Here is a 23,885-nt window from a genome sequence, read left to right as displayed (position 1 = left end):
AAAAGGGCGCCCGATCGGGCCAGCCCCTGACGCACAAGTGTTGAAGGCTTGCTTTTCACGACATCCTGCGTATATACCTAGATATATCCAATGGGGCCATGAGATGATTGAAACCAAGATCCGTAAAGTCGGCAACTCCGCCGTCATGACCCTGACGACCGAAATGCTGACGATGCTCGACGCCAAGGAGGGGGATACGCTTTTCGTCCTGCGCGGCGATGATGGTAGTCTGAAAATCACGCCACACGATCCTGCGGTCGCGACTGCCTTGGCTGCGGCGGAGATCGTCATGGATGAGAACCGCGATCTCCTTCAGGCTCTCGCATGACGGAGCCGATTTGGGTTCCACTCGCCGCCGTCCTCGCCATTCATGATCGACAGATAGCCCGCCATGGCGGCGCGCCTGGAATGCGCGACCAAGCGCTTTTGGAGATGGGCTGCGCCCGGGCACTGAACCTCGCCGCTTATGCTGACGCTGGCCTCGAAGAGATCGCGTCGGCCTATGCCTTCGGCATTTCCAAGGCGCATGCCTTCGTGGATGGAAACAAGCGCACGGCCTTCGTGACGGCGCTCACGTTTTTACGGCTCAACGGCTATTCTTTCCGGCCGCCGCCGGTCGAAGGTGTAAAGATGATGGAGGATCTTGCCTCGGGGCAAGTCAGCGAGGCTGAGTTCGCCAAGTGGCTCTCAGACGGAATGATCCCGATCTGACGCCTCGAAGATTTCTTCGAGAGACCCTGACCCTCAACTGCAAAGCCCCGCTGGTTCTCCAGCGGGGCTTTCAACATCTATCGTCGGGGGCTGGCCCGATCGGGCGCCCCGTTTCTTTCAGGTGAACAGGGCCTCAGCCCTTGCCAAGCAGGGCCTTGACCTTGTCGGCGGTCGCCTCGGCGGTGATGCCGAAATGGGTGTAGAGATCCCCCGCCGGGGCCGATGCGCCGAACCCGTGCATGCCGATGAAGCCCGACTTTTCGCGCTTGCCGCGCTCGCCGAACAGCCAGCGGTCCCAGCCAAAGCGGATCGCGGCCTCGATGGCGACGCGCACCGGGCCGCCGGGCAGGACACGGCGGCGATAGGCCTCGTCCTGTTCCTCGAACAACTCCCAGCAGGGCATGGAGACGACGCGCGTGCCGATGCCTTCGGCCTGCAACAGGTCGCGGGCGGCCAGCGCAATCGACACCTCGGAGCCGGTGGCCATCAGGATCGCCTCGCGCTTGCCCTCGGCCTCGGCCAGAACGTAGCCGCCTTGCGCGGTCAGGTTCTTGGTCTTGTGCTCGGTCCGCACGGTGGGCAGGTTCTGCCGCGACAGGACGTGCACCGAGGGGCAGGTCTTCTGCGACAGGGCCACTTCCCAGGCCTCGGCGGCCTCGACCGCGTCGGCGGGGCGGAACACCAGGCAGTTGGGCGTGGCGCGCATCATCGCCAGGTGTTCGACCGGCTGGTGCGTCGGGCCATCTTCGCCCACGCCGATGCTGTCATGGGTCATCACGTATTGCACGTTGATCCCCATCAGCGCCGACAGGCGCATCGCGGGGCGCGCGTAGTCGGTGAAGGTGAAGAAGGTGCCGCCATAAGGGCGCACGCCCCCGTGCAGCGCCATGCCGTTCATCGCCGCCGCCATGCCGTGCTCGCGGATGCCGTAATAGACGTAGCGGCCCTTGCGATCCTCGGGGGTGAACACGCCGAGGTCGGCCGTCTTGGTGTTGTTCGAGCCGGTCAGGTCCGCCGAGCCGCCCATGGTCTCGGGCAGGATCGGGTTGATGACCTCGAGCGCCATTTCGCTGGCCTTGCGGGTCGCGACCTTGGGCTGGGTTTCCGAGATCTGCTTTTTCAGGGCCTTGATCGTCGCGGTCAGCTTCTTGGGCATGTCGCCGGCGAAGGCGCGGGTGAATTCCTTCTGCTTGCCCTCGGACATCAGGGCGAAGCGGGTTTCCCATTCCTCGCGGGTCTCGCGGCCACGGGTTCCGATGGCCTCCCACTCGGCCTTGAGGTCGGCGGGGATCTCGAAGGGCGCGTTGTCCCAGCCATAGGCCTTTTTCGCGTCCGCGATCAGCTGCGCATCGGTCAGCGCGCCGTGTCCTTTCGACGTGTCCTGCGCCGAGGAGCCAAGCGCGATATGCGTCTTGCAGGCGATCATCGCGGGGCGCGGAGTGGCCTTGGCCTCGGTGATGGCGGCGTCGATCGCCTCGGGGTCATGGCCGTCGACCTCGAACACGTCCCAGCCGGCCGCCTTGAAGCGCGCCACCTGGTCGGTGCGGTCCGACATGTCGACCGTGCCGTCGATGGTGATGTTGTTGTTGTCCCAGAACACGATCAGGCGCGACAGTTCCTGCCGTCCGGCCAAACCAATGGCCTCGTGGCTGATGCCTTCCATCAGGCAGCCGTCGCCGGCGATGCAGTAGGTGTAGTGGTCGATGATCTTCTTGCCCCACTTGGCGCGCAGGAATTCCTCGGCCATGGCAAAGCCCACGGCATTGGTGATGCCCTGACCCAAGGGGCCGGTGGTGGTCTCGACCCCCGTCACATGGCCGTATTCGGGGTGACCGGCGGTGATGCTGCCCAGCTGGCGGAAATTCTTCACCTGCTCCAGCGTCATGTCCTCGGAGCCCATGAGATACATGAGCGAGTAGATCAGCATCGAGCCATGGCCCGCCGACAGGATGAAGCGGTCGCGGTTGGGCCAGTCGGGCGAAGTCACGTCGAAGCTCATGTGCTTTTCGAACAGCACGGTCGCGACATCCGCCATACCCATTGGCATGCCGGAATGGCCCGAATTGGCGGCGGCGACGGCGTCGAGCGTCAGTGTGCGGATCGCGGCGGCGCGGCGCCAATGCGCGGGGTTTTTCTGGGCGAGGGCGGCGATGTCCATGGGTGGCATTCCTTTGACGGGACGGCGGCAGCGGGCCTGCGCCGGGTCTGTTTTGTTTGGCGCGGGTGATAGCAGAGGCGGGATGAAAGGCAAGGCGCGATGCGGCTGGCGCGCCCGCGCGACGCATCGCAAGGGCGGTCCAGCGCCTGTTCCGCCCCGTTTTGCGCGGAATACCTTGCAAATCGGGGCCATTTACGATTCGTTTGCAGTGCGGGGCGAGGCACCCCGCGGTGGGCGTCAGATCCTTCATCGCATCCGTAGGGCGTGGCAGGGGGACAGCCCGGAGAATGCAGGCAGGACGGGGGTCACACCGGATCATGGGCGACAGTGCCGAATTCGAAAAACTGAGCACGCTGGAAGCGCGGCTTGCACGCGCGCTCGACCGTATCGCGGGCGGGGTTGCGCAGATCTCGACCGCTGGTGCCCCGACCGCGCCGCCGCCGCCGGATGCATCGCCGGACGAGGCGACCGCCGCCCGCATCGCGGCGGCAGAGGCCGCGCAGGCCGAGGCCGAGGCGCAGGCAAGCGAGTTGACCGAGCGCGTTGCCGCCCTCGAGACGCGGCTGAGCGAGGCGCAGGATGCGCTGAGTGCAGCGGAGGCCGCGCAGGCTGAGACGGCGCGGAGCGTGGAAGCCGAAACGGGCGAGGCCGAGCGGCTGGCGACGGAGCTCGCCGTGGCCATCGAGGCGGCGGAGACCGCACGCGCCGAGGCCACGCGTCTTGCCGAGAAGTTGGCGCAGGCGACGCGCGCACGCGACGACATGGGCGCGCGACTGGCCGAGCTGGAACAGGCCCTGGCCGAGGCACGGCAGGCCGACGGCGGCAATCCTGCGACGCCTGAGGCCGCAGTGCCGGTGTCCGGCGAAGATGTCGCCGCCCGGCTTGCCGAGAAGGACAAGGAAATCTCGATCCTGAACCGCCGGGTGAAGCGCCTGAGCGACGAACGTACGCAGTTGCGCGATGAACGCGACGCGGCGCAGGACCTGGCGGACGAGCTGTCAGAGGCGTCGGATATGGCCCCCGATGCGCGGAACCTTGAATTGCGCGCCGAACTGCGGCGGCTGCGAGCCCGGACCGAAGCCCTCGCCGAGGAATTGGACAAGCAGCGCGGGGACCAGCCGCTCGATCCAGCGGCCATCCATCACGGGTTGACCGTGGAACTGGACGCGTTGAAAGAGGCGCGCCGCGCCGATGCCGCCGAGATGGCCCGTATCATCGCCGAACTGGACGCGCAGGGCGGGGATGCGCCCGGCCCGCAAGCCGAGGAGGCCTGAGATGCCCGAGGTTGAAATCGAGATCGGTGGCCGGACCTTCACCGTCGCCTGCCAGGAGGGCGAGGAGCCCTATCTGCGCGCGGCCGCCAAGATGCTGGACACGGAGGCCACGGTCGTGCTGGGCCAGATCGGGCGCATGCCGTCGGACCGTATGCTGCTGATGGCGGGTCTGATGCTGGCGGACAAGACCGCCGCGCTGGAGGACGAGTTGAGGGAAACGCAGGCCAAGGTCGGCGCACAGGAAAAGGCGCTGCGCTCGGCCGAGGAACGGCTGGCCGACCGCGCAAGGCGCATCGCCGAATTGCAGGAGGCCGGGCCGCGCACCGAGTTGCCCGATAGCGTCACCGACGGTTTGGCCGAGCTTGCGGCGCGGGCCGAGGCCCTGGCCGACGAAGTCGAGAGCAAGCAGGGCTGAGCGGTTCTGCCCCGGACCGATGAAAAACGCCGCCCCGGCCTGGGGCGGCGTTTTGCCGTGCAAGACGCGGTCGCGATCAGGCGAAGAGCGGGCGCAACAGGCGCTCGGCCTCGACGCTTGGATGGGTCAGCGCGTCCCGGTTCTCGCCGGGGTAGAAGCGCGCGCGCGTGGCGGTCGGCATCGGTTCGGGCCGGAGCAGGTGCACCTTCGGCCCATGCTTGGCGGTTTCGGCCTTCCAGCATTGCACAAGGGCGCGCTGCGCGGCCTTGGACATGCCGTAGGCGCCGCCGTATTTCTCTTCCCAATCATCGTCGAAGAACACGGCCTGCGGCGCGTCGGAGGGTGCGATCAACGGCTCGACCATCGCGATCAGGCGGGCCAGGCCGCGGATGTTGGTGCCGATATCGGCCTCCAGGTCCTTGAGTTGGTAATGCGGCGCGGGGGTCAGCGGGCTGGCGTGGATCGCGGCGTGGACCCAGATATCGGCCTTGCCCCAGCGGTCGTAGATCGAGCGGCACAGATGCGCGATCGCGTCGTCATCGGTCAGGTCGATCGGTGCAAGCGTCGCCTGTCCGCCCTTTGCCTTGATCCGGTCGTCCAGATCCTCGAGCCCGCCGACGGTGCGGGCCACAGCCACAACATGCGCGCCGTGTTCGGCGAGCCACTCTGCCGAGGCCGCGCCGATCCCGCGCGAGGCCCCGGTGACAAGGGCAATCCTGCCATCAAGTATCTTGTTCATGCTCTGCGATCTGCCCCCTTGGTGCCGGGGATGCAAGGCCCTGCGCCCGCGCGTCGCAAGGCGCCGGCGGCGCGGCTTCGGCTTGACAGCGCACGAGGGGGCGGGGATACGGAATACTAGGAATTTTGGGACGACAACCTGAACGGGAGGCGCCGATGGGCCGCGACACCACACTTCTTCATGCCACGCTGGGCGATATGGGCCTTGCCCGCAAGATCGCCGCGGTCGTGCTGGGCACGCTTTTCATCGCGCTGGCCGCACAGATCAGCGTGCCGTTCTTCCCCGTGCCGATGACGCTGCAAACGCTGGCGATCCTGACGGTGGGGTTCACCTTCGGCTCGCGTCTGGGGGCCGTGACGCTTCTGGCCTACCTGGCCGAGGGCGCAGCAGGCCTGCCGGTCTTTGCGAATGGGTTGAACGGCGTGGCCTTGGCCGGTCCGACCGCGGGCTTCCTGATCGGCTTCGTCGGCCTGGCCTGGGGCGCGGGCTACGCGGCAGAGCGCGGCTGGGCGCGCGGTGTGGTCTCGACCACGCTGGTGGCGCTGGTGCTTTCGGCGCTGCTCTACGTCCCCGGCACCGCATGGCCGCTGGGCCTGGCCGCGCTGGCCGGGATCGACGCGGGCTGGGCCGGGCTGTCGGCGGCTGGCGTGTGGGGGGCCTTCGTCGCGCCCTTCCTGCTGGGCGACGTCGTCAAGGCCGTGATCGTGGCGCTGATCGTGTCCGGTGGCTGGAAGGCGCTGAAGCGCGCCTGACCCACGACAGAGAGTTTGGAGAGCGCCGTCCCTTCGGGGGCGGCGTTTTCTTTTGGCCGGAGCGCTCCCGCCCGTTCAGGAATGGCTTCGCCAGTCCTTCACGGTTTGGGCGTGGCGCGCGGGCCGACCCTTCGGGCCGGGTCCGCGCGCGGTTGCGCCTGGAATGGAGGACCGCGGGGCGGGGCGCAGAAGGGGGCAAAGCTGTTGAGAGGCCGTTTGCTGGCGGATCTGCCAGGCAAACAGGCCAGCCCGATCTTGGGGGGCGAGTCGCCGCGCGCCTCAAGGACAAGCCGCGCCCTGCGGCGCGGTCGCGCTGCGCGCGATCCTTGACCCGCCCGCCGACTCGCGGCGCTTATTCGGCCGGTTCAGCCAGTTCGAAACCGCGGGCCATCATGTCGGTCGGCTTGACCGGGTAGTCGCCGGAGAAACACGCGTCGCAGTAGCGCGGGGTCTTGGGATCGCGCCCCTCGGCCACGCCGACGGCGCGGTAGAGACCGTCGAGCGTGATGAACCTGAGCGAGGCCACCCCGAGATGGCTGCGCATTTCCTCTTCGGACATGGTCGCGGCCAGCAGTTTCTCGCGCTCGGGCGTGTCGACGCCGTAGAAACAGGGCCACGCGGTCGGCGGCGAGGCGATGCGGAAATGCACCTCGGCCGCGCCGGCATCGAGGATCATCTCCTTGATCTTGCGGCTGGTCGTGCCGCGCACCACGCTGTCATCGACGAGGATCACCCGCTTGCCCTTGATCAGAGCCCGGTTGACGTTGAGCTTGAGCCGCACGCCCATGTTGCGGATCTGCTCGGTCGGTTCGATGAAGGTGCGGCCCATGTACTGGTTGCGGATGATCCCCATGGCGTAGGGGATGCCGCTTTCCTGGCTGTAGCCGATGGCGGCAGGCGTCCCGCTGTCGGGCACGGGGCAGACGAGATCGGCCTCGACCGGGGCCTCGCGCGCGAGTTCCACGCCGATCTGGCGGCGGGTGTCATAGACGGACCGCCCGCCGAGGATGCTGTCGGGGCGCGAGAAATAGACATGTTCGAAGATGCAGAAGCGCCCGCGCCTGGGCTCGAACGGTTTGAAGCTTTCGACGCCGTTCTCGGGGCTGATGACGACCATCTCGCCCGGCTCGATCTCGCGCACGAATTCGGCGCCGATGATGTCCAGCGCGCAGGTTTCCGACGACAGCGCCCAGCCATCGCCGACGCGCCCCAGAACCAGCGGGCGCACGCCCAACGGGTCGCGCACGCCGATCAGCTTGGTGCGGGTCATGGCGACGACGGAAAACGCGCCCTCGACCCGGCGCAGCGCGTCCTTCATCCGCTCGGGGATGTTGCGCTGCAGTGAGCGGGCCATCAGGTGGATGATGCATTCGCTGTCCGAGGAGGACTGGAAGATCGAGCCACGCTCGATCAATTCGCGGCGCAACTCGTCGGCGTTCACGATGTTGCCGTTATGGGCAATCGCCGCGCCGCCCATGGCGAACTCGCCGAAGAAAGGCTGCACATCGCGGATCTGGGTGGCGCCCTTGGAGCCGGCGGTGGAATAGCGCACATGGCCGATCCCGATCGCGCCGGGCAGGGTTTCCATGATCTTCTGCGAGGTGAAATTGTCCCGCACGAGACCGAAGCGGCGGGCCGAGGAAAACCCGTGTTCGGGGTCATGGGTGACGATCCCGCCCGCCTCCTGGCCGCGATGTTGCAGCGCGTGCAGGCCAAGGGCCACGAAATTGGCGGCATCGGCCACGCCGATCACGCCGAAGACGCCGCACTCCTCGCGGAGTTTGTCGTCGCCGACCGGTTCGAACGGGTGGCGGGGAAACTCGGGCTGGGGCATCGGTGCGCTCCGGTGCTGGCAGGGGCGGGGGCGATTCCCGCAGGGCTCGTTCCACGAGGGTTCATCTACGCCGTGAGACGCCGCCTGTCACCCACGCTGTTACGGGATCGTCACATTCGGGCAACTTGACGGGCGATCTGCCCTGACCGAGGCTGAGACCGGGCGTGACGAGGAAAGGATGTGCGATGCGTGGTGTGGCGATACTGGGGGCGGCGGCGATGCTGGCCGGCGGGGCCTTGCCCTGGCTGGACCTGGGGCTGGGCATGGAGATGTAGCCCTTCGATGCCCTGCAACGGGCGTGGTCCGATTACGGCATCGAGATGCCGCGCGAGATGGCGGTGCTGGCGGCCAGTTTCGTGCTGGCGGCGCTGGCCCTGCTACTGGCGCTGATCGGGTCGCCCCATCGCGGCGTCACCTTCTTCGCGGGCGCGCTGCCCTGGGGCTACCTGGGATGGCAGGTCTGGCGGGCCGAGGACCGGGTGGGAGAGTTCGGCCTGTCGCTGGCCGATTTTCGCGGCGGGCTGAACCAGGCGTGGTCGGCGCTGCAACAGATGGCGATGCCGGGGCTCTACCTGTACTGGCTGGGCGCGGCCGCCGTGGTCGTCGCGGGGATAATTGGGTTCGGCTGGGGCGGACGGCGCGCCTGAGCCTTATTCGGCAGGGGCCGTGCAGGTGTTGGTCAGTTGCTCATAGCGTTCCAGGATCCAGCCCGGCGCGTCGGTCGGGATCTGGTCCTCGACATCGCCCTGCATGGAGGCGAAGACCTGCGCCGAGCGGCTGTCGGAGATCGCCGCGATGGGCTCGTCGCCCACAACGCGGTCATAGGCGATCAGGATCACCACCACGAGCAGGACGCCCCGCGCCACGCCGAAGAGAAAGCCAAGCCCCGCATCGACGCCCCCGATGGCCGATTGCTGGATCGCCGAGGAAAAGACCGGCGTGAAAAGCGAGATCACGACAAGCGCCACGGCGAAAACGGCGGCGAAGCTGGCCATGATGCCCAACTCGCAGCTGCCGCCGATGAAGTCGCCCAGGTAGGGGATCTCGTTCATCAGCGGAACGGCGGTGGGCGCGAAGATGAAGGCCACGACAGCGGCGCCAATCCAGCCGAAGATCGACATGACCTCGCGCACGAAACCGCGGGTATAGGCAAGAATGGCCGAGACGACGATCACGCCCGCCACGACCCCGTCGAACATGGTGAAACCTTCCATCGCTACCCGCGCCTCTCTGTTTACCCGGCTTGCGGGGCCTAACCTGCCCCGAATACCTCTCCGACGAAACTGGGCAAATCCTCCATGGATTGGACCGTGACGCCGCTGTTTTGCGAAATCTTGCACCCGGCGGGCGCGATGGCGGTGGAAAAACCAAGTTTCATCGCTTCTTTCAACCTGTTTTCCGCCTGCGACACGGGCCGCAGCGCCCCCGACAGCGAGAGCTCGCCGAAAACCACGGTGTCATGGGGCAGGGCGGCATCCTCGCGCGCACTCAGAAGGGCGGCGGCGACGGCAAGGTCGGCGGCGGGTTCGTTGATCCGCATGCCGCCCGCGATATTCAGGTAGACGTCCAGCCCCTGGAAGGTGATGCCCGCCCGCGCCTCCAGCACGGCGAGGATCATGGACAGCCGCCCGCCATCCCAGCCCACGACCGCGCGGCGCGGCTGTGACAGCGAGGAGGGCGCGACCAGCGCCTGCACCTCGACCAGAACCGGGCGGGTGCCCTCGATCCCGGCAAAGACCACCGATCCGGGCGAGGGTTTCTCGCGGTCCGACAGGAACAGGGCGGAGGGGTTGGCCACCTCGGACAGGCCCGCGCCGGTCATCTCGAACACGCCGATCTCGTCAGCGGGGCCGAAGCGGTTCTTGACCGAGCGCAGGATGCGGAACTGGTGGCCGCGCTCGCCCTCGAAATAAAGCACGGTGTCGACCATGTGCTCGACCACGCGCGGGCCCGCGATCTGGCCTTCCTTGGTGACATGGCCCACCAGCATCACCGCCGTGCCGCGCCGCTTGGCGAAGGTCGTCAACTCATGCGCCGCGGCGCGGACCTGGCTGACCGACCCCGGCGCGCTGTCCACGGTATCGAGCCACATGGTCTGGACCGAGTCGATGATGGCAAGGTCGGGGGCCTCGGCCTCGAGCGTTGTGAGGATGTCGCGCAGGTTGGTCTCGGCGGCCAGCAACACCGCGCTGTCGGCCAGCCCGAGACGTTGGGCCCGCATCCGCACTTGCGCCGTCGCCTCTTCGCCCGAGACATAGATCACCTTGAGGCCCGCGCGGGCGAAACTGGCCGCCGCCTGCAACAGCAGGGTGGATTTCCCGATGCCCGGATCGCCGCCCACCAGCGTGGCCGAGGCGGGCACGAGGCCGCCGCCAAGGACACGGTCCAACTCGTTCATCTGGCTGGAATGGCGCGGCGGGGCGGCCTCTTCGGTGCGCAGGTCGGACAGCGCCACGCGCGCGCCCTTGGCCGCGCCGAGGCCCTTGCCGGCCGGACCCTGGCTGAGCGGCGCTTCCTCGGTGATCGCGTTCCACTCGCCGCAGGCATCGCAGCGCCCGGCCCATTTCTTGTGGGTCGCGCCGCAGGCGGAACAGACGAAGGTGGTGACAGGTTTGGCCATTTGGATGGGCCTAGCGCAGGCGGGCGCGCTTGACCAGACGCCTCAGAAAAGCCCGGCCTGCCAGATCAGCGTCATCGAGATCGCCGCCGTCATGGCCGCGCGAAAGAGAAGCACGCGCTTGTCATTGGCGCGCAGGTCGTCAAGCCCGCGATGCAGGCCAAAGGCGAGGCCCCCGGCGATCAGCAGGAACCCCATGCCGGTCGCCCCGATCACGCCCATGACCGACCCGAGGATCAGCACCATGATCCCCCCGATGACCGGGGGCGCGGCACGGCGCAAAAGGTTGAGGATGATCCCGTTGCGGCGCCCTTCGACCTTTTCGGCCGTGACCCGGCGCAGCCAGGCCAGCGCGGCCAGCACGGCATAGGTGCCAAGGATCAGGGCAAGGGCGGGGGGAAGGCTGAGGATATCCATGGATCGCATTTAGGCAGGGAAGGGGGCCGGCACAGCGTGGCGTGCTGCCGCGTGGGCCTCAGCCGCGCAGACGCCGCGCCGTCAGGATGGAAATGGTGAGCGAGGCCAGAACGCAGGCGGTGAAGAGCCACAAGCCCCACGCCGTTTCCACGCGCCCCACGGTCAGCCCCTTGGCCAGCGTGATATAGACCGCGATCAGGAAAATGTCGGCCATTGCGAGCTTGCCCATCACTTGCACGGCGGGCAGCAGGCGGGCGGGCGCGTGCGACAGGTGGATCAGCGCCAGAAGCACGGTCTTGGCCATCGGCGCCACCAGCGCGAACAGCGCCACCAGCAAGGCCAGCGCCCATTCGCCACCCTGCCAGAGCGCGCGCAGCCCGGACAGGACCGACACCTCGGTGAGACCGAAAAGCGGCAGCAACCCCGCCCGCATCAGAGGCGCGGCCCAGGCCAGCGGAAACAGGACGAGGAGCGACAGGTTCGCCCCGATCAGGATCTTGTTCATGGCTTTCACATGCGCCCGGCGCAGGGGCGGCACAAGGGTGCCCTCAGCCCGGCAGCACCAGGACCGCACCCAAGGAAACCGCGCCAAGGACGGCGAGCGCCAGTGCGATGCCCTCCACCCAGCGGGGCCGCAGGCGGCTGGCGCGTGCGCTTTGCGCCCATGTCAGAAGGCTCCAGACCACGGCGAAAATCCAGATGAAGGACCAGGTGCCGGATGTTCTGAGCCTCTCCGGCACGAGACCGATGGCAAAGCCTTCGATCAGGAACAGGAGCAGGACCAGACCCGCCGCAACCGCCTGGGTGACATGGCGGCGGCGATCCTCCGGAAAGCGCCGCGCCTTGAGCAGGCCACCGATCACCAGCCACAGGGGCAGCGCGCGGATCAGGACACCGGCGGCCAGCACCGCGATCCATAGCGCGGGGGAGAAATCGAGCGGGGCGAAGCCCGCCTCTCGCATGGCGTCGATATCCGGCTCCATCGTCAGGTCCTTCTTCCTTCGGCCCTCATCGCAGGACGTATCCCAGGGCCAATACACCGCCCAGAAAGCTCAGGCTGCCGAAAATCGCGGCATAGAGCCATCGGCGCCGCCAGCCGGTCGCCAGCGCCGCGCCCCACGCCTCGACCCCGATCCAGAGGGGTAGGGCGAAGAACGTGATCTCCGGCCCCCGGAGCGCGAAGAACAGGCCCGGCAAAAGCTGCGGCGCGCGAAACAGCAGGACTTGCAGGGTCAGCAGCATCAGGGCGGCCAGAACAATCCAGCGCACCCGCGCCGTCGGGTGGCCCCGCGCCGCGTCGCACCTCAGCGCAAGCGCAAGCCAGAGCGCCAATAGCGGCAGGATCAGGAGGGAGGCGGCCCACAAGGTCAGCAACAGCTCCGAGATCGCGTCAGACAGGCGTTGCGCGTCCGTCCCCATCGCCCTAGCGCAGCGTCTCGATTGGCCCCTCGGGGGCGCCGGTGATGAACTGGCGCAGGTACGGGTCCTCGGCGCTGTCCATCTCGGCCACGGGCCCGTGCCAGCGGATCTTGCCCGCATGCAGCATCGCGACCTTGTCGGCAATGGCCCGGACCGAGCTCATGTCATGGGTGATCGTGATGGTGGTCGCGCCCATCTCGGCCACGATCTCGCGGATCAGGTCGTTGATCACGCCCGCCATGATCGGATCGAGGCCGGTTGTCGGCTCGTCGAAGAAGATCACCTCCGGATCGGCGGCGATGGCGCGGGCAAGGCCCACGCGCTTCTGCATGCCGCCCGAGAGTTCGGCGGGGTGAAGATCGGCCACGTCCGCCCCCAGCCCCACGCGCGCGAGCTTTTCGACCGCGATGGCACGCGCCTCGGCGCGCGGGCGGCGATCCGGCCCGCGCACCAGGCGAAAGGCCACGTTCTGCCAGACCGTCAGGCTGTCGAACAGCGCGCCGCCCTGGAACAACATGCCGAAGCGCGCGAGAAACGCCTCGCGCCCCGTGCCGGTCACGTCCTGCCCGTTCAGCGTGATGCTGCCGGCATCAGGCCGCACCAGCCCGAGGATGCATTTCAGCAGGACGGATTTACCCGTGCCCGAGCCGCCGATCACGACAAGGCTTTCGCCCTTGGGCACCTCCAGCGTGATGCCGCGCAGCACGGCCTTTGGGCCGAAGGATTTTTCAAGGTCGGTGATCGCGATCATGCCCGGAAGAACACCTCCGTCAGCAGGTAGTTCGCCCCGAGGATCAGGATCGAGGCCGAGACGACCGCCTTGGTCGTCGCCCGGCCCACGCCGCGCGCACCGCGCCCCGATCCCATGCCGTGATAGCAGCCCATCACGGCCACGATGAACCCGAAGGCCGCGCCCTTGATCAGGCCCGAGATCACGTCCCACAACTCGAGGTAATCGGCGGTGTTGTCGAGATAGGTGGCCGCGTCGAACCCCAGCCGCGTGGTGCCCACGAGGAAGCCGCCGAAAATTCCGATGCTGTCGCCCACGGCCACCAGGACCGGCAGGGTCAGGGTGGCGGCCAGCACCCGCGGCACGGCGAGGTATTTTATCGGGTTCGTGCTGAGCGTGGTCAGCGCGTCGATCTGTTCGGTCACCTTCATCGTGCCGATCTCGGCTGCGATGGCCGCCGCGACCCGGCCCGCCACCATCAGCCCGCCAAGGACGGGGCCAAGCTCGCGCGTCATGCCGATGGCCACGATCGAGGGGACGACCGACTCCGCGTTGAACCGCGAGCCGCCCGCGTAGATCTGGAGCGCCAGCGCCCCCCCGGTAAAGAGCGCGGTCAGGCCCACGACCGGCAGCGACAGCCAGCCGATATGCAGCAGTTGCTGGCCCAACTCGCGCAAATACCAGGGCGGCGTCAGGGCGTGGCGCAGGATCTGCAGAATGAAAAGGGTCAGCCGCCCGGTGCCGGCCAGAAGCGTCAGGGTCGCCCGACCAAGCACGGCCAGCGGCGCGAGAAGGGCGGGGCCGCCCCCCATCAGGCCGCGCGGCCCGTGTAGCGGCGGGCATAGCGGGGCCCGAGCGAGGTCAGGATCTCGTAGCCGATGGTGCCAGCCGCCTCGGCCAGGTCGTCCACCGTCTGCGCCGGGCAAAGGATATCGAGCACCTCGGGGATCTCGGGCAGATCGGTCACGTCGACGGTCAGCAGGTCCATCGACACGCGGCCTGCGAGCGGGCAGGGCGTGTCGCCCGCGAACAGGCGCGCCTTGCCCGACATGGCGCGGATCAGCCCGTCGGCGTAACCGGCTGAAAGCGTGGCGATCCGCGTCGGGCGCGTGGCGGTGAAGGTGCAGCCATAGCCGACATGCTCGCCCGGGGCGACCTCGCGCAGCTGGATCACGGGGAGCGACAGGCGCACCACGGGGGCGGCCTCTGCAAATGGCAGGCCGCCATAGAGGCCGATGCCGGGGCGGGTCAGGTCGAAGTGATACGCGGGGCCAAGCAGGATGCCGCCCGTCGCCGAGAGGGAGCGGGGCACGGTGACGCCCGCCGTCATCTCGGTGAACTGGCGCAGTTGCTCGGTGTTATGCGGGTGGTCGGGCTCATCCGCGCAGGCGAGGTGGCTCATCACCAGGGTCAGGGGCCCCGCCTCGGCCTCGGCGCGCAGGGCGGCCCAGTCGGCGGGCTCCATCCCAAGCCGGTTCATCCCGCTGTCGAGTTGGATGCCGTAAGGTGCGTCGGGCAGCGCGGCGCGGTGACGGGCGAGTTGGACTGCGTCGTTCAGCATGGGCGTCAGGCGGGCGTCGCGGATCGGGTCCGTGTCCGTCGCCATGTGGCCGGAAAAGACGTTGATCTCGGGGCCGTCGCCCAAGGCTTTGCGCAGGGTTGCGCCCTCCTCGGCGGTGGCGACGAAAAAGCGCCGCGCGCCGGCCTGCGCCAAGGCCTTGGCCGCAGAGGCCACGCCGAGGCCGTAGCCGTCGGCCTTGACCACCGCCGCCGTTTCGCAGCCCGTGCGTGCATCGAGCGTGCGCCAGTTCGCGGCGAGCGCGTCGAGATCGATATGAAGCGTTCCCGTTCCCATTTTGCCTGTCTCGGACCTGCACGCGCCCGGGTCAAGGCGCATTGCGCCGCGCACGCGCGACTTGGCGCACGACAAGGGGTCTTGACCCCCTTGCCGTGCCGGTGCGTGCCGCACCGTTGCATATTTGAAGGATAAAGATGGGGCGGGTCAGAACCCGTCGCCGCTGCCCTGCTGCCAGGGTTTGACGAGGTTGCCGAAGCGCGTGTAGCGGCCATCGAAGCTGAGCTCGACCGAGCCGACCGGGCCGTGGCGCTGCTTGCCGATGATGACCTCGGCCTTGCCATGGAGCTGCTCCATGTCCTGCTGCCACTTGGTCATGGCTTCGAGGTTCTCTTCGCCCGGCTTCTCGCGTTCCTTGTAGTACTCGCCCCGGTAGACGAACATCACCACGTCCGCGTCCTGTTCGATCGAGCCGGATTCACGCAGGTCGCTGAGCTGCGGGCGTTTGTCCTCGCGCTGTTCCACCTGTCGCGAGAGCTGCGACAGGGCGATGACGGGAATGTTCAATTCCTTGGCGATGGCCTTGAGGCCCTGGGTGATCTCGGAAATCTCGTTCACGCGGTTGTCGCGGTTGTTGGCCGAGCCGCGCAGAAGCTGCAGGTAGTCGATCACCAGCAGGTCGAGCCCCTGGGGCGAGCGTTTCAGGCGCCGCGCGCGGGCGGCGACCTGTCCGATGGGCAGGGCGGGCGTGTCGTCGATGTAAAGCGGACAACGTTCAAGTTCGCCCGCAGCCCTCAGATATCGTTGAAATTCTTCCTCGGTCAGGTCGCCCTTCCGGATCAGTTCCGAGGGGATCTCGGCCGCCTCGGACAGGATCCGCTGCGCCAGCTGGGCCGAGGACATCTCAAGGCTGAAAAAGCCCACGACACCGCCCTCGATGGTGCCGTGACTGCCGTCTTCCTTCTGCCCCTGCTTCCACGCCTTGGCGACGTTATAGGCGATGTTGGTCGCCAACGAGGTTTTCCCCATCGAAGGACGTCCGGCGAGGATCAGAAGGTCGGATTCGTGCAAGCCGCCAAGCATCCGGTCGAGATCGGTCAACCCGGTCGAGACCCCGGCCAACTGCCCCTGCCGGTTATGGGCGGCATTGGCCATTTGCACCGCGTCGTGCAGCGCGCGCAGGAAGGACTGGAAGCCGCGATTGGTCGTGCCCGAGGAGGCGAGTTTGAAGAGGTCGCTTTCGGCCTCGACGATCTGCTCATCGGGGCTGATGTCGTCACGCATGGCGCGCGCGCGTTCCGAGATATTGGCGCCAAGCGCGATCAGCTCGCGCCGCACGGCAAGATCATGGATCAGTTGCGCATAGTCGCGCGCCGCCGAGGTCGCGATGGCCGCAAGCTGGAGCTTCACGAGGTATTCCGCGCCGCCAAGCTCTTTCAGGCCGACGATATCGGAGGCGAAATTCTTGAGCGTGGTGGCGTCCGTGGCGAGGCCCTTGGCGATGCGGCCCGCCGCCATGGTGAAGATCTCGCGATGCACCGGATCGAAGAAATGCTCGGGCTTCACAAGGTCGTCGACCCGGTCGAGCACGTCATTGGCGCTCAGGATCGCGCCCAGAAGCTGTTGCTCGGCCTCGATGTTATGCGGCAGCGGCGGCGAGTCGTTCCCTGCGCTGGCCTCGTCCTGACCGCCGGTCGGAACCGGTACCAATGTGGTCATGCCATTCCCCCTCTGATCGCCCGGTCTGCAAACGCGGCGATGTGAGCCACGGGTATAGACTCGCACGGTGCGGGCCGGTCAATCTGGATAAGCTGTGGGTAACTCAGGCTATCGCGCAACCTTCGGCGCGGCCACAACATAACGTGGCCATACCGTCAAAAGCCGCAATATATCGCTGTCAGGTGACCCTGACGTGTCGGATTCGCCACGCCTTCCGCGATAAAAGCGCGTCCGGTCTCAGGTCAGCCCGCGCTCTGCGCGCCAACCCTCGGGATCGGACAGGAATCGCTCCACGTCGGACAGGGTGTCTTCGGTGAAATCCCCGCCACGGCGGGCCTCGGCGATGACATCGGCCCATGTGGTCAGCCAATGCAGCGAGACCCCGTGTTCGGCCAGCCGCGCCTCGGTTTCCGGGAAGACCCCGTAATAGAAGATCACGGCGGTATGGGCGCATTCCGCGCCCGCTGTCCGGATCGCGTCCACGAATTTCAGCTTGGAGCCGCCATCGGTCGTCAGGTCCTCGACCAGCAGCACGCGCTCGCCCTCGCGCATCTCGCCCTCGATCTGGGCGGCGCGGCCGTAGCCCTTGGGCTTCTTGCGCACATAGGACATGGGCAGCGCCATGCGCTCGGCCACCAGCGCGGCAAAGGGGATGCCCGCGGTTTCGCCACCGGCGATATTGTCGAACGCCTCCAGCCCGGCGGCGCGCATGACCTTGCAGGTCAGGAAGTCCATCAGCGTGGAGCGGATGCGCGGATAGGAGATCAGCTTGCGGCAGTCGATATAGGTGGGCGCCTGTTTGCCGCTGGCATGGGTGAAGAGCTCATCGGTGTTGAAATGCACCGCGCGGATATCGAGCAGCATGCGCGCGGCCATCTGCGCCATCTGCGCATCATCGGGATAGGTGGTGGGGATCATGGCGGCCATCCGGTTTGCGTATGTGAAAGAAAGGTGAAGGCTTAGGCGATCACGTGCCAGTGGAGCGGGTGGCCCGGGTCGAAGACGGTCACGGGGCCCGCGCCGGTGTCGATCTTGGCGGGGGTGTCCACCGGCGTGTCGCGTTTTTCCAGCGTCACGGTGCCCTCGTTCGGGGCGAGGCCGTAGCGCACCGGCCCGAAAAGCGATGCGAAGCCTTCCAGCTTGTCGAGGGCGCCTTCCTCCTCGAAGACATGGGCAAGGCAGGACAGCGTGTTGGTTGCCGTGAAGCACCCCGCGCAGCCGCAGGCCGATTCCTTGGCCGGGTCGGCATGGGGCGCGCTGTCGGTTCCCAGGAAAAAGCGCGGATTGCCCGAAGTCGCCGCCTTGCGCAGCGCCGCCTGGTGGGTCGCGCGCTTGGCAACTGGCAGGCAGTAGTAATGCGGTTTGATCCCGCCCACGAGGATGTGGTTGCGGTTGATCATCAGGTGATGCGTCGTGATCGTGCCCGCGATATCGCCATCCGCGCCCGCGACATAGTCGATGCCGTGACTGGTGGTGATGTGTTCCAGCGTCACCTTCAACCCGGGCACGCGTTGGCGCAGCGGCTCCAGCACGGTTTCGAGGAACACCTGCTCGCGGTCGAAGATATCCACCTCGGGTGTCGTCACCTCGCCATGGATGCAGAGCGGCAGGCCGATCTCGGCCATTTTCTCCAGCACGCCCATGACCTTGTCGAAATCGCGCACGCCAGAGGCGGAATTCGTGGTGGCCCCGGCCGGGTAGAGCTTGACCGCGTGCACCAGCCCCTCGGCATGGGCGGCGGCGACGTCGGCGGGGTCGGTCGCCTCGGTCAGGTAGAGCGTCATCAACGGCTCGAACGTCATGCTGGCGGGCAGCGCGGCCAGGATGCGGTCGCGATAGGCGCGGGCGTCGTCGCCCGTGACCACCGGCGGCACGAGGTTGGGCATGATGATGGCGCGGCCGAAATGGCGGGCCGTTTCGGGCAGGACGCCTTCCATCATCGCGCCGTCGCGCAGATGGAGGTGCCAATCGTCGGGGCGGCGGATGGTCAGGCTTTGGGTCATGGCGATGCGCTACACCATGCGGGGCGGTCGTGCAAAGCGCGCGTGTCGCCACAGGGGGCGGGCGCATAGGCCAGTTGCCCGTTTCTTGGGCAATTGCGCGTATGGGTGGCGAATGACCCGATGCCGTGCTTGCCTTGCGCAAAGCGGCGGGCCTAGGCTCGGGCCCAAGATGTTCGATCTCGCCCAACCCGCCGCAGCCGTAGCCCCCCAGACGCGCCATCAGCGTGTGCATGGCCGTGCCATGGTTCGGCTGGGCGAAGGCCCGCGCGCCGGGGTGAAGGACCTGGCGCAGGCCGGCTCGGCCAAGGCGATGCTGCCGCGCATGCATGGCCGCGCCCCGGAGGTCGTTTTCCTCAACACGGCGGGCGGGATCACCGGGGGCGATCGCCTGTCTTACACTCTGGAGATCGGGGCAGGGGCGACGGCCACCGGCACCACCCAGACAGCGGAACGGGCCTATCGCGCCAGCGGCGGCGTAGGGCGGATCGACACGCATCTTGCACTTGGCGCGGGCGCGGTGCTCGACTGGCTGCCGCAGGAACTGATCCTGTTCGAAGGCGCCGCACTGGACCGCCGCCTGACGGTCGACATGGCCGAGGATGCCGAGCTTGTGCTGCTGGAAACCCTCGTTCTGGGGCGCGCGGCCATGGGCGAAACGCTGACACGGCTTCATCTGAGCGACCGGCGGCAGGTGAGGCGCGGTGGACGGCTGGACATGGTCGAAGCGATCCGGCTGGGGGCCGACGATCTGGTGCGCCCGGGCTCTGCCGGTCTAAATGGCGCGACGACTCTCGCCACCCTGACCCTCATGGCGCGCGATGCCACCGACCGGCTGGACCGCCTGCGCGGGGCCTTGCCGACGGATGGTCCCGTGCGCGCCGCCGCCTCGGCCTGGGAGGGGCGGCTGACGGCCCGTTTCATGGCCGCCCAGGCCTATCCCCTCCGCCGCGCGCTGGCCCGCGCGATCCCTGTTCTCACCAACCGGCCCCTGCCACGGGTCTGGCAGATCTGACGACGACGAAGGACGCAAGAACGCGATGAACCTCTCCCCCCGCGAGAAAGACAAATTGCTGATCAGCCTGGCCGCCATGGTGGCGCGCAACCGCCTGTTGCGCGGCGTGAAGCTGAACCACCCCGAGGCCATCGCGCTGATCACCGATTTCGTGGTCGAAGGGGCCCGCGACGGGCGCTCGGTCGCCGACCTGATGGAGGCCGGGGCCCATGTCGTCACCGCCGATCAATGCATGGAGGGCGTGCCCGAGATGATCCATGACGTGCAGGTCGAGGCCACGTTTCCCGACGGCACCAAGCTGGTCACCGTCCACCATCCCATCCGCTGAACGCGACACAGGGCAAAGGAGTTGAAACGATGTTCCGGACCCCGCGTCGGACCCCCGACTGCAGGAGAATGCCATGATCCCCGGTGAAGTGATGACCGCCCCCGGCGAGATCGAGTTGAACGCGGGCGCCGAGGCGCTGGTTCTGGAGGTCTCCAACACGGGCGACCGACCGGTGCAGGTCGGCAGCCACTACCATTTCGCGGAAACCAACAGCGCGCTGTCCTTCGACCGTGACGCGGCGCGGGGGATGCGCCTCGATATCGCCGCAGGCACCGCCGTGCGGTTCGAACCCGGCCAGACCCGCGAGGTGCAGCTTGTTCCCTATGGCGGGGCGCGGGCCGTCTGGGGCTTCAACCAAAAGGTGCAGGGAGGGCTTTGATCACGGCGAGGCGGGACAGACGGCAAACCCGATCGGCGGCAAGACCGAACGGCAACAACCACAAAGGGAGAGACGTGTCATGTGCGATATTTGCGTGATGAACAAGGTGAAGGAGCGGATGCTGTCGCGCCGCAATTTCTTCAAGGGTGGCGCGGCCATGGCGGCCGGTGCTGCTGCGGCGGGCGGCCTAGTGGCCCCGAAACAGGCCTTTGCACAGGCCCCGCGCACGGTGATGGACATGACGCATGAGCTGTCCGAGGAGTTTCCGACCTTCGGCGGCGTGCCCGGCATCTCCTATGACAAGCAGTTCGATTTCGCGGCGGATGGCTACAACCTCTATGTCCTGACGGTGAACGAACATACCGGCACCCATATCGACGCGCCGCTGCATTTCTCGGCTGACGGGCAATCGGTGGCCGAGATCCCGGTCGAAAACCTCGCCTGTCCGCTCTGCGTGATCGACATCCGCGCCCGTGCGGCCGAGGACCGCGATACGCAGGTGACGCCCGACGACCTGACAACCTGGATTTCCGAGCACGGCGATATCCCCGATGGCGCCTGCGTGGCGATGAATTCGGGCTGGGCCGACAAGGTGGGCACCGATGAATTCCGGGGCGCCGATGCCGCGCGCGGCGGATCGCTGCATTTTCCGGGGTTCCATATCGAGGCGACGCAGATGCTGCTTGAGGAAACCAACGCCGCCTGTATCGCGGTGGATACCCTGTCGCTCGATCACGGGCCCTCGGCCGATTTCGCCACCCATTACGCGTGGCTGCCGGCGGGGCGCTACGGCATCGAATGCCTTGCGGGCCTGGATAACATGCCGGCGGCGGGCGGCACATTGATGGTTGGCGCGCCCAAGGTGCGCGGCGGCACCGGTGGCCCGGCCCGGATCATGGGGCTGGCCTGACATGGGAACCGTGCCCCTGCTGAGTGATGAGGAGCTGTCGCCCGAGGCGGCAGAGGTCTTCGCCGAGATCCGTGCCCTGAGGGGCACGGATTACGTCAACAATTTCTGGCGCGCGATGGCCCATGATCCGGCCCGCCTGCGCGAGATCTGGGACCGCCTGAAGGTGCTGATGGGCCCTGGCGAGTTGGACCCGCTGACGAAAGAGATGATCTACGTCGCGGTCTCGGTTGCCAACGCCTGCCAGTATTGCATCCACTCCCACACCGCGCAGGCCAAGGCCAAGGGCATGAGCGACGCGATGCATATGGAGCTGCTGGCCGTGATCGGCACCGCGATGCAGACCAACGGTCTGGTCACCGCGATGCAGGTCGAGGTGGACGAGGTGTTCAAGGCGTGAGGATGGGTGGGCAACGCACCCAGGCGCGGAACCAAGCGCGTAGCGCGCCGCGCCATCGACGGGCCGCCCCCCGGCGCGTCGATTTGGTTGGGCTTGGTGCGCCGTTCGAGTGGCGTGCGGATTTGGCTGACATAAAGCGCAGTCGCTCGACCGTCGGATCGACGCACCGCGGCCCGTCGATGCCGCTCGGGGCGCAGCTTTGGGATCGGGTATCATTGAAAAAGCGCAATCAGCGCCAGCAGATCGACTTTTTTGATGAACGTGCAGGCAAGAATGCAAGACGCTACCACGACCGTTCGAAAATTTCGCGCCCTGAGCCTTTCACGTTCAAGTTGCAGCTCCTGCAGATCCATGCCGAAGTCTCCTGTGACGATACCACTTCGACACCCCATCAATCACATCAGAAGCGCTAGCTGCGGCGGGATTTTCCTGAACGCAGATTTTCTCGACGAGGACTAACATGCCCACCCGTATCCCCCGCACAACCTATGCCGACATGTATGGCCCCACCACGGGTGACAGGGTGCGGCTGGCCGATACCGACCTGATCATCGAGGTCGAGCGTGACCTGACCACTTACGGCGAAGAGGTGAAATTCGGCGGCGGCAAGGTCATCCGCGACGGCATGGGCCAAAGCCAGGTCACCCGCGCGGGCGGCGCGGTGGACACGGTCATCACCAACGCGCTGATCGTGGACCATACAGGCATCTACAAGGCCGATATCGGGCTGAAAGACGGGCGCATCGCGGCCATTGGCAAGGCGGGCAACCCCGACACCCAGCCGAATGTCGATATCATCATCGGACCGGGAACCGAGGCCATCGCGGGCGAGGGGCGGATCGTCACCGCCGGCGGGTTTGACGCGCATATCCATTTCATCTGCCCGCAGCAGATCGACGACGCGATCCACTCGGGCGTCACGACGATGCTGGGCGGCGGCACCGGCCCGGCGCATGGCACGCTCGCCACCACCTGCACGCCGGGGCCGTGGCATATCGGGCGGATGCTGCAAAGCTTCGACGCCTTCCCGGTGAACCTCGGTCTGTCGTCCAAGGGCAACGCCTCGCGGCCCGAGGCGCTGGTCGAGATGGTGAACGCGGGCGCCTGCGCCATGAAACTGCACGAGGATTGGGGCACCACGCCCGGCGCCATCGATTGCTGCCTGTCGGTGGCCGATGACATGGACGTGCAGGTGATGATCCACACCGACACGTTGAACGAGTCGGGCTTCGTCGAGAACACGCTGGCCGCCATCGGCGACCGCACCATCCACGCCTTCCACACCGAGGGGGCAGGGGGCGGGCACGCGCCCGACATCATGAAGGTCGTGGGCTACGAGAATATCCTGCCGTCTTCGACCAACCCGACCATGCCCTACACGGTGAACACGCTGGAAGAGCATCTCGACATGCTCATGGTCTGCCATCACCTCGACAAGGCGATCCCCGAGGATGTGGCCTTCGCCGAAAGCCGCATCCGCAAGGAGACCATTGCGGCCGAGGATATCCTGCACGACATGGGCGCGTTCAGCGTCATGGCATCGGACAGCCAGGCAATGGGCCGGGTGGGCGAGGTCATCATCCGCACCTGGCAGACCGCCGACAAGATGAAGAAGCAGCGCGGTCGCCTGTCCGAGGAAAGAGGGGACAACGACAATTTCCGCGTGAAGCGCTACGTCGCGAAATACACGATCAACCCGGCCATCGTGCATGGGATGAGCACGCAGATCGGCTCGATCGAGGTGGGCAAACGCGCGGATCTGGTGATCTGGACCCCGGCCTTTTTCGGCGTGAAGCCCGAAATGGTGCTGGTCGGCGGGTCCATTGCCGTCGCGCAGATGGGTGATCCGAACGCCTCGATCCCCACGCCGCAGCCGGTCTATTCGCGCCCCATGTTCGGCAGTTTCGGCCGCGCGGTCGAGCGGTCGTCCGTCATCTTCGTGAGCCAGGCCGCACAAGCCGCCGGGATCGGTGACAGCCTCGGAATCGCGAAAGAGACGGTCGCGGTGGAAGGCATCCGCAAACTGCGCAAATCGGACCTGATCCACAATTCCGCCACGCCCAAGGTCGAGGTCGATCCCGAAACCTACGAGGTGCGCGCGGACGGAGAGCTTTTGACCTGCGAGCCCGCGCAATCCCTGCCGATGGCGCAACGCTACTTCATGTACTGAAGGGTCATGGACGAACGTCGTGCGCTGACATGCGCGGCAGAGCCTCCGGGCCTGCCCATGACAGCGCGGGCGGACTATTCGAAGGCATCTGGCCTTGCGCGCGGTC

At 67.1% G+C, this 23,885-nt stretch carries 28 protein-coding genes; 12 read left to right on the top strand and 16 right to left on the bottom strand.

What is annotated here, in order from left to right:
- Positions 1-103: 103 nt before the first annotated feature.
- Positions 104-328 carry an AbrB/MazE/SpoVT family DNA-binding domain-containing protein gene (locus ABD923_RS15545; RefSeq protein WP_259552523.1) on the top strand — a complete coding sequence of 75 codons (225 nt, stop codon included), beginning with the start codon at positions 104-106 and terminating at the stop codon, positions 326-328.
- On the top strand, positions 325-711 hold the full coding sequence (locus ABD923_RS15540) for a type II toxin-antitoxin system death-on-curing family toxin (RefSeq protein ID WP_259552525.1): 387 nt from the start codon (positions 325-327) through the stop codon (positions 709-711). The genes ABD923_RS15545 and ABD923_RS15540 overlap by 4 nt, the downstream gene beginning before the upstream one ends.
- Positions 712-844: 133 nt before the next feature.
- Here ABD923_RS15540 and tkt read toward each other — a convergent pair whose 3' ends face one another.
- Positions 845-2,869: a transketolase gene (gene tkt / locus ABD923_RS15535; RefSeq protein WP_259552527.1), complete on the bottom strand. Its 2,025-nt coding sequence runs from the start codon at positions 2,867-2,869 to the stop codon at positions 845-847.
- A gap of 317 nt (positions 2,870-3,186) precedes the next feature.
- Here tkt and ABD923_RS15530 point away from each other — a divergent pair, with 317 nt between their 5' ends.
- Entirely contained in the window at positions 3,187-4,143 is a 957-nt protein-coding gene (locus ABD923_RS15530; protein ID WP_259552529.1) for a coiled-coil domain-containing protein, read from the top strand.
- Between the two features lies 1 nt (position 4,144).
- Positions 4,145-4,558, top strand: coding sequence for a cell division protein ZapA (locus ABD923_RS15525; RefSeq protein WP_222186984.1), 414 nt, complete (start codon positions 4,145-4,147; stop codon positions 4,556-4,558).
- A 76-nt stretch (positions 4,559-4,634) separates the two neighbouring features.
- On the opposite strand, the gene ABD923_RS15520 is transcribed toward ABD923_RS15525, so the two are convergent.
- Positions 4,635-5,297 carry an SDR family NAD(P)-dependent oxidoreductase gene (locus ABD923_RS15520; protein WP_259552533.1) on the bottom strand — a complete coding sequence of 221 codons (663 nt, stop codon included), beginning with the start codon at positions 5,295-5,297 and terminating at the stop codon, positions 4,635-4,637.
- A gap of 155 nt (positions 5,298-5,452) precedes the next feature.
- Between ABD923_RS15520 and ABD923_RS15515 the strand changes: the two genes are divergently transcribed.
- The gene (locus ABD923_RS15515) at positions 5,453-6,049 is read left to right on the top strand and encodes a biotin transporter BioY (protein ID WP_259552542.1); all 597 of its coding nucleotides are present in this window, start codon (positions 5,453-5,455) and stop codon (positions 6,047-6,049) included.
- 352 nt (positions 6,050-6,401) lie between these two features.
- Here the strand turns inward: ABD923_RS15515 and purF are convergent, their stop codons facing one another.
- Complete coding sequence (purF, locus tag ABD923_RS15510) at positions 6,402-7,883, bottom strand: amidophosphoribosyltransferase (RefSeq protein ID WP_259552543.1); 1,482 nt, start codon at positions 7,881-7,883, stop codon at positions 6,402-6,404.
- 320 nt (positions 7,884-8,203) lie between these two features.
- Here purF and ABD923_RS15505 point away from each other — a divergent pair, with 320 nt between their 5' ends.
- Entirely contained in the window at positions 8,204-8,530 is a 327-nt protein-coding gene (locus ABD923_RS15505) for a hypothetical protein (RefSeq protein WP_259552545.1), read from the top strand.
- A gap of 3 nt (positions 8,531-8,533) precedes the next feature.
- Here ABD923_RS15505 and ABD923_RS15500 read toward each other — a convergent pair whose 3' ends face one another.
- The 12 genes from ABD923_RS15500 to pyrC all read right to left on the bottom strand — a co-directional run bounded on the left by ABD923_RS15500 (position 8,534) and on the right by pyrC (position 18,583).
- Positions 8,534-9,097 carry a CvpA family protein gene (locus ABD923_RS15500; RefSeq protein ID WP_259552547.1) on the bottom strand — a complete coding sequence of 188 codons (564 nt, stop codon included), beginning with the start codon at positions 9,095-9,097 and terminating at the stop codon, positions 8,534-8,536.
- A 38-nt stretch (positions 9,098-9,135) separates the two neighbouring features.
- Positions 9,136-10,503: a DNA repair protein RadA gene (radA, locus tag ABD923_RS15495; protein WP_259552551.1), complete on the bottom strand. Its 1,368-nt coding sequence runs from the start codon at positions 10,501-10,503 to the stop codon at positions 9,136-9,138.
- Positions 10,504-10,545: 42 nt separating this feature from the next.
- Positions 10,546-10,917 carry a hypothetical protein gene (locus ABD923_RS15490; protein WP_259552553.1) on the bottom strand — a complete coding sequence of 124 codons (372 nt, stop codon included), beginning with the start codon at positions 10,915-10,917 and terminating at the stop codon, positions 10,546-10,548.
- Between the two features lie 58 nt (positions 10,918-10,975).
- Positions 10,976-11,422 (bottom strand): paraquat-inducible protein A, encoded by a 447-nt coding sequence (locus tag ABD923_RS15485; protein ID WP_259552558.1) that lies wholly within the window; start codon positions 11,420-11,422, stop codon positions 10,976-10,978.
- 43 nt (positions 11,423-11,465) lie between these two features.
- Positions 11,466-11,900 (bottom strand): hypothetical protein, encoded by a 435-nt coding sequence (locus ABD923_RS15480; protein WP_259552560.1) that lies wholly within the window; start codon positions 11,898-11,900, stop codon positions 11,466-11,468.
- 25 nt (positions 11,901-11,925) lie between these two features.
- The gene (locus ABD923_RS15475) at positions 11,926-12,336 is read right to left on the bottom strand and encodes a hypothetical protein (protein ID WP_259552562.1); all 411 of its coding nucleotides are present in this window, start codon (positions 12,334-12,336) and stop codon (positions 11,926-11,928) included.
- A gap of 4 nt (positions 12,337-12,340) precedes the next feature.
- On the bottom strand, positions 12,341-13,087 hold the full coding sequence (locus ABD923_RS15470) for an ABC transporter ATP-binding protein (protein WP_259552565.1): 747 nt from the start codon (positions 13,085-13,087) through the stop codon (positions 12,341-12,343).
- Positions 13,084-13,878 (bottom strand): MlaE family ABC transporter permease, encoded by a 795-nt coding sequence (locus ABD923_RS15465; protein WP_259552566.1) that lies wholly within the window; start codon positions 13,876-13,878, stop codon positions 13,084-13,086. The genes ABD923_RS15470 and ABD923_RS15465 overlap by 4 nt, the downstream gene beginning before the upstream one ends.
- Positions 13,878-14,921, bottom strand: coding sequence for an alanine racemase (gene alr, locus ABD923_RS15460; RefSeq protein WP_259552572.1), 1,044 nt, complete (start codon positions 14,919-14,921; stop codon positions 13,878-13,880). Before alr ends, ABD923_RS15465 begins: the two co-directional genes overlap by 1 nt.
- A 147-nt stretch (positions 14,922-15,068) precedes the next feature.
- Positions 15,069-16,580: a replicative DNA helicase gene (locus ABD923_RS15455; RefSeq protein ID WP_259552578.1), complete on the bottom strand. Its 1,512-nt coding sequence runs from the start codon at positions 16,578-16,580 to the stop codon at positions 15,069-15,071.
- A 237-nt stretch (positions 16,581-16,817) separates the two neighbouring features.
- Entirely contained in the window at positions 16,818-17,498 is a 681-nt protein-coding gene (locus tag ABD923_RS15450; protein WP_259552586.1) for an orotate phosphoribosyltransferase, read from the bottom strand.
- 41 nt (positions 17,499-17,539) lie between these two features.
- The gene (pyrC, locus tag ABD923_RS15445) at positions 17,540-18,583 is read right to left on the bottom strand and encodes a dihydroorotase (RefSeq protein ID WP_259552588.1); all 1,044 of its coding nucleotides are present in this window, start codon (positions 18,581-18,583) and stop codon (positions 17,540-17,542) included.
- A 169-nt stretch (positions 18,584-18,752) separates the two neighbouring features.
- Here pyrC and ABD923_RS15440 point away from each other — a divergent pair, with 169 nt between their 5' ends.
- The 5 genes from ABD923_RS15440 (at position 18,753) to ABD923_RS15420 (ending at position 21,609) form a co-directional block, all read left to right on the top strand.
- Positions 18,753-19,595 (top strand): urease accessory protein UreD, encoded by an 843-nt coding sequence (locus ABD923_RS15440; protein WP_345229524.1) that lies wholly within the window; start codon positions 18,753-18,755, stop codon positions 19,593-19,595.
- 25 nt (positions 19,596-19,620) lie between these two features.
- The gene (locus ABD923_RS15435) at positions 19,621-19,923 is read left to right on the top strand and encodes an urease subunit gamma (RefSeq protein WP_222187002.1); all 303 of its coding nucleotides are present in this window, start codon (positions 19,621-19,623) and stop codon (positions 19,921-19,923) included.
- 73 nt (positions 19,924-19,996) lie between these two features.
- Positions 19,997-20,302: an urease subunit beta gene (locus ABD923_RS15430; RefSeq protein WP_222187003.1), complete on the top strand. Its 306-nt coding sequence runs from the start codon at positions 19,997-19,999 to the stop codon at positions 20,300-20,302.
- 79 nt (positions 20,303-20,381) lie between these two features.
- Positions 20,382-21,212, top strand: coding sequence for a cyclase family protein (locus tag ABD923_RS15425; RefSeq protein WP_259552628.1), 831 nt, complete (start codon positions 20,382-20,384; stop codon positions 21,210-21,212).
- Position 21,213: 1 nt separating this feature from the next.
- On the top strand, positions 21,214-21,609 hold the full coding sequence (locus ABD923_RS15420) for a carboxymuconolactone decarboxylase family protein (RefSeq protein ID WP_259552650.1): 396 nt from the start codon (positions 21,214-21,216) through the stop codon (positions 21,607-21,609).
- A 212-nt stretch (positions 21,610-21,821) separates the two neighbouring features.
- On the opposite strand, the gene ABD923_RS15415 is transcribed toward ABD923_RS15420, so the two are convergent.
- A complete protein-coding gene (locus ABD923_RS15415) occupies positions 21,822-21,962 on the bottom strand; it encodes a hypothetical protein (protein WP_259552653.1) in 141 nt (46 codons plus the stop codon).
- 107 nt (positions 21,963-22,069) lie between these two features.
- Between ABD923_RS15415 and ureC the strand changes: the two genes are divergently transcribed.
- Complete coding sequence (gene ureC / locus ABD923_RS15410; RefSeq protein WP_259552655.1) at positions 22,070-23,779, top strand: urease subunit alpha; 1,710 nt, start codon at positions 22,070-22,072, stop codon at positions 23,777-23,779.
- Positions 23,780-23,885: the final 106 nt, after the last annotated feature.

Source organism: [Roseibacterium] beibuensis (assembly GCF_039542305.1).
Taxonomy (GTDB): Bacteria; Pseudomonadota; Alphaproteobacteria; order Rhodobacterales; family Rhodobacteraceae; genus Roseibacterium; species Roseibacterium beibuensis.
The sequence above is the reverse complement of the archived record's forward strand: the minus strand, read 5'-3'. Positions and strand labels throughout refer to the sequence as shown.

Bases quoted from the DNA above. Each gene is read 5' to 3' on its own strand.
- ABD923_RS15545 (WP_259552523.1), top strand. From the start codon at position 104: ATGATTGAAACCAAGATCCGTAAAGTCGGCAACTCCGCCGTCATGACC.
- ABD923_RS15540 (WP_259552525.1), top strand. From the start codon at position 325: ATGACGGAGCCGATTTGGGTTCCACTCGCCGCCGTCCTCGCCATTCAT.
- tkt (WP_259552527.1), bottom strand. From the start codon at position 2,869: ATGGACATCGCCGCCCTCGCCCAGAAAAACCCCGCGCATTGGCGCCGC.
- ABD923_RS15530 (WP_259552529.1), top strand. From the start codon at position 3,187: ATGGGCGACAGTGCCGAATTCGAAAAACTGAGCACGCTGGAAGCGCGG.
- ABD923_RS15525 (WP_222186984.1), top strand. From the start codon at position 4,145: ATGCCCGAGGTTGAAATCGAGATCGGTGGCCGGACCTTCACCGTCGCC.
- ABD923_RS15520 (WP_259552533.1), bottom strand. From the start codon at position 5,297: ATGAACAAGATACTTGATGGCAGGATTGCCCTTGTCACCGGGGCCTCG.
- ABD923_RS15515 (WP_259552542.1), top strand. From the start codon at position 5,453: ATGGGCCGCGACACCACACTTCTTCATGCCACGCTGGGCGATATGGGC.
- purF (WP_259552543.1), bottom strand. From the start codon at position 7,883: ATGCCCCAGCCCGAGTTTCCCCGCCACCCGTTCGAACCGGTCGGCGAC.
- ABD923_RS15505 (WP_259552545.1), top strand. From the start codon at position 8,204: ATGCCGCGCGAGATGGCGGTGCTGGCGGCCAGTTTCGTGCTGGCGGCG.
- ABD923_RS15500 (WP_259552547.1), bottom strand. From the start codon at position 9,097: ATGGAAGGTTTCACCATGTTCGACGGGGTCGTGGCGGGCGTGATCGTC.
- radA (WP_259552551.1), bottom strand. From the start codon at position 10,503: ATGGCCAAACCTGTCACCACCTTCGTCTGTTCCGCCTGCGGCGCGACC.
- ABD923_RS15490 (WP_259552553.1), bottom strand. From the start codon at position 10,917: ATGGATATCCTCAGCCTTCCCCCCGCCCTTGCCCTGATCCTTGGCACC.
- ABD923_RS15485 (WP_259552558.1), bottom strand. From the start codon at position 11,422: ATGAACAAGATCCTGATCGGGGCGAACCTGTCGCTCCTCGTCCTGTTT.
- ABD923_RS15480 (WP_259552560.1), bottom strand. From the start codon at position 11,900: ATGGAGCCGGATATCGACGCCATGCGAGAGGCGGGCTTCGCCCCGCTC.
- ABD923_RS15475 (WP_259552562.1), bottom strand. From the start codon at position 12,336: ATGGGGACGGACGCGCAACGCCTGTCTGACGCGATCTCGGAGCTGTTG.
- ABD923_RS15470 (WP_259552565.1), bottom strand. From the start codon at position 13,087: ATGATCGCGATCACCGACCTTGAAAAATCCTTCGGCCCAAAGGCCGTG.
- ABD923_RS15465 (WP_259552566.1), bottom strand. From the start codon at position 13,878: ATGGGGGGCGGCCCCGCCCTTCTCGCGCCGCTGGCCGTGCTTGGTCGG.
- alr (WP_259552572.1), bottom strand. From the start codon at position 14,921: ATGGGAACGGGAACGCTTCATATCGATCTCGACGCGCTCGCCGCGAAC.
- ABD923_RS15455 (WP_259552578.1), bottom strand. From the start codon at position 16,580: ATGACCACATTGGTACCGGTTCCGACCGGCGGTCAGGACGAGGCCAGC.
- ABD923_RS15450 (WP_259552586.1), bottom strand. From the start codon at position 17,498: ATGATCCCCACCACCTATCCCGATGATGCGCAGATGGCGCAGATGGCC.
- pyrC (WP_259552588.1), bottom strand. From the start codon at position 18,583: ATGACCCAAAGCCTGACCATCCGCCGCCCCGACGATTGGCACCTCCAT.
- ABD923_RS15440 (WP_345229524.1), top strand. From the start codon at position 18,753: ATGTTCGATCTCGCCCAACCCGCCGCAGCCGTAGCCCCCCAGACGCGC.
- ABD923_RS15435 (WP_222187002.1), top strand. From the start codon at position 19,621: ATGAACCTCTCCCCCCGCGAGAAAGACAAATTGCTGATCAGCCTGGCC.
- ABD923_RS15430 (WP_222187003.1), top strand. From the start codon at position 19,997: ATGATCCCCGGTGAAGTGATGACCGCCCCCGGCGAGATCGAGTTGAAC.
- ABD923_RS15425 (WP_259552628.1), top strand. From the start codon at position 20,382: ATGTGCGATATTTGCGTGATGAACAAGGTGAAGGAGCGGATGCTGTCG.
- ABD923_RS15420 (WP_259552650.1), top strand. From the start codon at position 21,214: ATGGGAACCGTGCCCCTGCTGAGTGATGAGGAGCTGTCGCCCGAGGCG.
- ABD923_RS15415 (WP_259552653.1), bottom strand. From the start codon at position 21,962: ATGGATCTGCAGGAGCTGCAACTTGAACGTGAAAGGCTCAGGGCGCGA.
- ureC (WP_259552655.1), top strand. From the start codon at position 22,070: ATGCCCACCCGTATCCCCCGCACAACCTATGCCGACATGTATGGCCCC.